Below are 6,282 nucleotides of genomic sequence, written 5' to 3' on the forward strand. Positions count from 1 at the left end.
GTATGTCCATTATATTATATCCTTATATTATACAACATTCCTGCCTTTTCCAAAAGCGAGTAACGGCTTTTATTAAGATTTTTGTAAAAAAAACCTAACTGTAACAAAAAAACAGTTAGGTTTTAAGTATAGGAAGCGAAACGGCAACCCTGGAACAATAATTAAAGAGTATAAATATGCTAATCCTGCAAAAAATATCCATAATAGCCACAGGAGGTGTCCGCGGTGATAGATAATTCGATTTTCAAAATATACCGTTTCGCCAAAAGCCTCTTGCTCTATCAACCGCCCACACAGGCCGCGCCGTTCATCCTCGAAGAAACGGCTAAAGAAAAACCGGAGCCGGAAAAAACACCAGTTTCTCAACAGCAGGAAGCCAGTCATGGCGAACTCAAGGATCAGTATGATGAGTTTAGCAGCCTGCTGCGGCAGGCCTACCGCATTACCCACCTGATGGAGAAGGCTAAAACAGCCTTAGCCAAAGATATGAATGAAGAAAGTCGCACAGGGCTTCAAGCTGAGCTCCACCGCCTTGATAAACAGCAGGAAGAGTTAACGCCCATCCTGCTAAGTTATGACAATCTGGACAACCGTGAAAGCCTGGGAACTGCCGCATTACGTTCAAGCCTGGAGGAAAACCTGCAAGTCGTCAACCGCCTATACGAGCTGCCTGCTAACAAAGATCTTGTCATCCGGGAGATTACCCTTCCGCTTAATGCGCCAGTTCCCGCAGTTTTGCTCTTTATCGACGGTATGATTGATTCCAAAATTTTAAACCTAAGCATCATGCAGCCCTTACTGCTGATGCCGCCACCGCAGGGAATCAAGAACGGCGCAGCGCTCATCAACCACCTCAGAAAGGAAATACTGCCTGCTAATCAGGTAATAGCCGGCAAAACCTTCAGCGATCTGCAGGACGGCATCAATAGCGGGGATACGGTCCTGCTGATCGACGGTGTCGACGAAATATTAATTATTGGTTCAAAAGGCTGGGAACACCGGTCTGTGGGTAAACCCACCACTGAGCAGTCTATCCGCGGGGCGCAGATGGCGTTCAGTGAAAACCTCCGCATCAATACAGCGCTCATCAGGACTATGCTCCGGACAAGTGATCTTGTTACCGAGATGATCAAGGTAGGCGAACGCAGCCGGGTCAACTGTGCAGTCATGTATATAAAATCGATTACTAATTCATCGCTGGTTGCTGAAGTCAAACGCCGGATCGGCAGTATCAGGACTGATTATATTGACGATATCGGCGTGTTGGAGCAATTTATCGAAGACCATCCCACTTTACCGTTTCCCCAGACAATATCTACTGAACGGCCTGACCGGGTATCTGTACATCTTGCCGAAGGACGGGTGGCCATCCTGCTTGAGGGTAACCCCTTCGTACTGGTGGTCCCCATCAATATGTTCTCACTTTTACATTCTGCCGAGGATTTCAGTTTGAAAGTCCCGGCAGGTAGTTTTATGCGGCTACTAAGAGTGACTGGCACATTTATATCAACCATGCTACCGGCTTTCTATATTGCCATTAGCTACTTTCACCAGGAGGCCCTGCCTACCGAGCTGGTGCTGGCGATTGTCGGCTCACGTCAGGATGTACCATTTCCTGCCTATTTCGAGGTCATTGTTATGGAAATATCCTTTGAACTGATTCGTGAGGCCAGCCTCCGGATTCCTAATATTCTTGGTTCCACTATCGGTATTGTCGGCGCTATCATCCTTGGGCAGGCGGCGGTCGCCGCCAATATTGTCAGCCCGATTATGGTTGTCATTATTGCAATCACCGGGCTGGCCTCCTTCACCATCCCGGAGTACCGGTTTGCCTTTGCGGTAAGAACCGTCCGCTTCGGATTACTATTCCTGGCAGCGGTAGCCGGGCTTGTGGGATTATCCTCCGGGATCCTCCTGCTTATCACTACCCTGGCGTATATGAAGTCCTTTGGCATGCCTTACCTGTCCCCAATATCCCCCAAGTCGATGGGTGGCCTGGATGTATTAATACGGGGGGCTGTTTTCCGTCAGGAATCCCGGCCTGATGCGCTTAATACCAAGGATAGTACCAGGCAGCCGCATATTAGCCGTCGCTGGACAATGGCCGATGCTAACGAAGGAGATGATAAGCCATAAGCTACCATGTTGGTCAAATGGGTATCAGTGAAGGACTGGCCCTGGTCTTTCTTAATACCTTCCCCCGGATATTCCTCACCCGCCCAGCCCAAACGATCGAAGCGAACGCAGGCCTGGCCTGGTTTGCTGCGGTTTGCCCGCTGATTATGGTACTCATACCGGTTTGCCTGCTGCTGTTTGTATTCCAACGGATTAAAGGTGATATTTATACAGTAACCCAGGTGCTTCTGGGCAAAATAGGCGCCTGGGCAGTGTCAATTTTTCTTATTACAATGTTTCTTAGTGATGCAGCACTGCTGCTCCGGCAGTTTGCCGAAAACACCCTCCTGACTGCACTGCCTTTTATGGAATTTAATAACGCCATCTCCTGGTACACTGTCAATGCAGTCATTCTCTGTTTCCTGGGTATCGAATGCATTGCCCGTACCTCCTATATCATCTTACCGTTTGGAATGCTTAGCCTTGGGCTTGTTATGGCCGGTCTAATCCCCTTTTATGATATCAACCTTCTCGGGCCATGGCAGGGCCGGGGCATCGGCACGGCCATCCAGTCGGGTCTGGCGGTATCGGGGATAAATTTCGGGGTATTGCTCCTGTTTGTGCTGGGCCCTGCTTTTCAAAACCTGCGAACCATCAAACGGGCCGCATTAATCGGCCTGGGCGGCAGCACCTTACTGAAATCCCTGTCTATATTTGTGTTCACGATAGTCTTTGGGACAAAAATTGCCCTTGAGAAAACAATCCCATTTTTTGAAATGGCCCGGCTTGTCTATCTTAACCGCTATGTACAGCGGGTGGAGTCGCTTTTTATCCTGCTGTGGGTTATCGCCGGAATAATGAGTATTGCCATTGATATCTATATGGCCGGCTACCTTATTACAAGGATCTTTAACCTGACTACCGTTCGCCCGCTCATCCCTTCGCTGGCCCTGCTAGTCACCGGGATAGCGATGATACCGCCTGATATTGCCAGCGTCATCCGGTTGGATACGATAATAACCTTAACCCTTCATAATGCCGGCCTCTTTGGAATTCCCTTATTATTGTTTGCAGTAACCCTCTTCAAAGGGAGGAAAAAGAAATCGTGGACCTCCGCCTGAAGATTAGTGCTCTCCTGTTATTACTCACCCTTTGTCTCACCGGTTGCAACGGCGCCCGGGAGATTGATGATTTTGCCTATGTAGTAAGCGTTGGTATCGACCCCGGTCCTGACAAGCAAAGTACTTTCACCTATCAGATAGCAACAGGGCAAGGTCACGGCAAAGAGGCCGGCTCGAGTGAAGCCAGTACTTTTCTGGTCACTATCATTGCCCCCTCGCTCTCTGAAGCCCGTAACCTGCTTAACTCAGTAGTTGCCCGGTCACCCAATCTGTCTCATACTAAGGCAATAATCCTTGGGGAAGATCTGGCAAAACAGGGGATTGGTGATGTATTGGGCCCCCTGCTGCGGTTCCGGGAGTTCCGTGGCTCAATGTTTATTACGGTTTCGCGGGGCTCAGCCAAGGAATTCATGCAAAAAAACAAACCTATCATGGAGAAACTTCCCTCACGGTGGCTGGAGAATTCCCTTGCCTCCCGGCAGGATACCGGCTATTTCCTGTCCTCCAACCTCCACCAGTTTTACACTAGATTAAAGGCGACCAGTGGAGCCCCTTACGCAACATTTATGGGGCTCAATCCCCTTGACCTGGAGCCTAAGCCGGTCGAAAAAAAAGAGGCCGGCGATAAGTCACTGGCGTATTATCCGGAGGGGCTGGGGCGTGAAGGCGGCAATCCGGCTGAGGTAATCGGCACCGCCATATTTATGGCCGATAAAATGGTCGGCGTTCTTAACAATGAGGAAACGCGGGCGGTTTCTATTCTAAGCGGAGATTTTACCCGTGGTTTTATTACCGTAGAGGACCCGCTTGCACCCAAACATGGCATTAATGTTCAGCTTCGTCTTGGAGAAAAACCTAAGGTTAAACTGACAAGGATTGATGGAACGCTGGTATTTGATATCGACATACTGCTGGAAGGTGAAACTACCAGTATTCCCAGCGGCATTAACTATGAGGCACGCGAATACGGACAATTGCTGGAACAGCATTTGTCGAACATTCTAACAAGACAGATGAAAAAAATGTTGGCGCACACACAGGAGTTAGGTACAGACGTAGTTGGTTTTGGCTTATACACGCGCAAGCTCTTCAGCAATTTTGACGAGGCTGAGCAGATCAATTGGTATGAGGTATATCCGACTGTTAAATTTAATCTAAATGTTTCAGTAAAGATTAGACGGACCGGGCTCATGTACAAGTCCTCACCAATCAAGAGGGAGGATAGCCAATGACCGACATAACTTTTTTAATAGTGGCAATACTGGCCGGGATCCACTCCTATAGCTATGCTTTATACGAAAATAAACAGGGAAACAGGCTCGGAGCTTTTGGGGTGGTATTAATATCACTTGCAAGCATCGGGGTGTTTGTGTATCGCGTGGTTGTAGAATGAAATAAGAAGAGCACTCTTTCCCGGCCAACCGGCTGAGAATGGGTGCTTTTTGATTTTTCTGCAATATATTGGTAATGCAATTGTGCTTGACAGTTACCGCCTATCCAGTAAAATTAGATTAATACTAATTACAGCATACTCTGCAGTATTCACAGCTGCTAAGAGCGGAATAGATCAAACGGACCGGCCTAGGAGGAATTATGAAACGAATCCTATTGTTGCTTTTGAGCTATATGTTATTGTGGAATTCAACGATTGGGTACACCGGGCCCAGGGAAGACTACGAAGAAGCCCATGCCCTATACATTGCAGCTGCAGCCAGCGTAGCCGCTTACAACGACCGGATCGGCGAATTGGCCAGCCGCTACCTTGAACAGGACGGGTGGCATATTGATCACTATTTCCAACCGCCAGAGCATAGCGGCGCACGGTTTCTGCTGGCAAAAAAAGAAAGTGCTCCTGGAAAATATCTCTATGTTTTGGCGATTGTGGGAACAGAGACCACTAGTGATATGAAAAGCAATCTAAAATTCGATAAAATCTATTTTTCCGGCAGCAACGCAGAGGAGTTTGCCGCCAATGCCGGCAAAAAGGCACTATCTAAGACAGACCCGCAGGTTCATCGGGGCTTTAATCAATTTATTCAAGCCGGGCCGGCTGCAATCCTTCACAATAGTCAAAACGCACCCCTTATGTTTCCCGACCTGCTGCGAATGAACCCTGATGATAAACTCTATCTGACTGGCCATAGCTTAGGTGGTGCAGCCGCAACACTGGCCGGTGCACGGCTTCTCAGCATGGGCATAAATCCCGAACAGATTAAGGTAATTACTTTTGGCGCTCCTGCTGTAGGGAATGCTGCTTTTGCCAATAAATTTGAGCCAATCCTGCCTTTAACCCGGGTAGTAATTGACGGTGACCCCGTAACAGGTGTCCTGCAAACCCTGGTTGGCGGCTACCAGCAATTCGGGCGGGAAATAAACTGGAGCATGCCTGCTACTACTGAGGATCCCCACAAGATAACCAGCTATGTGGATTCAGCAGTAAAAAATTATTATGATAAGCGGCAACAGGCCCGGCAAGCCGGAGTCAAACTATCTGACCCGGCTGCCAAACGGCCGGCAAGCCCGGGCCGTGTCTACATTGCTCCCATGAAAAATAACCTGACAGGCAGCTTAGCAAACGACTTTTGGTATATGCGCGAGGCATTAATGGATGAATACAACAAAACCCTGCCAGATTGCCTTATCGTTGATGGAAACGAAACAGGGAACTGGCTGGAGCAAGCCAGCGCCGCCGGCTGCCGGTGGGTTATTGTTCCCGAGGTTAACGGGGTTCGTTTAAAAGAACAGAAAAACGCCTATCGTATTACCTTCCAGCAGACTGTCTATAATGTCAGCACTGGTGCTGTCGTTGATGCGGCTGTATTCTCCAGCGGAACCTACAACCTCACCCCCCTGGAAGCATTTATTCACACGTTTAAAGGCGTTAACGCTCATCAGACTACCTGGTTAGAAGCTGAGAATCAGATGCCACTATCCTATAACATCATACCAAGCACATAACCTGCCCGATTTTATCGGTGGCCGTTAACCCGTTGCCGGCAGGGTTTGCTCTGCGGCTTTTTTAGAAATTTATTGATTACAACAGTGT

The 6,282-nt window shown here is 48.6% G+C and carries 5 protein-coding genes; all 5 read left to right on the top strand.

The window, feature by feature from the left end:
* Window positions 1-225: 225 nt before the first annotated feature.
* The 5 genes from VN379_RS16460 (at window position 226) to VN379_RS16480 (ending at window position 6,194) form a co-directional block, all read left to right on the top strand.
* Window positions 226-2,136, top strand: coding sequence for a spore germination protein (locus tag VN379_RS16460; protein ID WP_325535802.1), 1,911 nt, complete (start codon window positions 226-228; stop codon window positions 2,134-2,136).
* A 17-nt stretch (window positions 2,137-2,153) separates the two neighbouring features.
* Complete coding sequence (locus tag VN379_RS16465) at window positions 2,154-3,236, top strand: GerAB/ArcD/ProY family transporter (protein ID WP_325535804.1); 1,083 nt, start codon at window positions 2,154-2,156, stop codon at window positions 3,234-3,236.
* Window positions 3,221-4,468 carry a Ger(x)C family spore germination protein gene (locus tag VN379_RS16470; RefSeq protein ID WP_325535806.1) on the top strand — a complete coding sequence of 416 codons (1,248 nt, stop codon included), beginning with the start codon at window positions 3,221-3,223 and terminating at the stop codon, window positions 4,466-4,468. Before VN379_RS16465 ends, VN379_RS16470 begins: the two co-directional genes overlap by 16 nt.
* The gene (locus VN379_RS16475) at window positions 4,465-4,629 is read left to right on the top strand and encodes a hypothetical protein (RefSeq protein WP_325535808.1); all 165 of its coding nucleotides are present in this window, start codon (window positions 4,465-4,467) and stop codon (window positions 4,627-4,629) included. The genes VN379_RS16470 and VN379_RS16475 overlap by 4 nt, the downstream gene beginning before the upstream one ends.
* A 200-nt stretch (window positions 4,630-4,829) precedes the next feature.
* On the top strand, window positions 4,830-6,194 hold the full coding sequence (locus tag VN379_RS16480; protein WP_325535810.1) for a lipase family protein: 1,365 nt from the start codon (window positions 4,830-4,832) through the stop codon (window positions 6,192-6,194).
* The last annotated feature ends 88 nt before the right edge of the window (window positions 6,195-6,282 follow it).

The sequence above is a fragment of the Sporomusa sp. genome, assembly GCF_035561255.1.
Taxonomy (GTDB): Bacteria; Bacillota; Negativicutes; order Sporomusales; family Sporomusaceae; genus Sporomusa.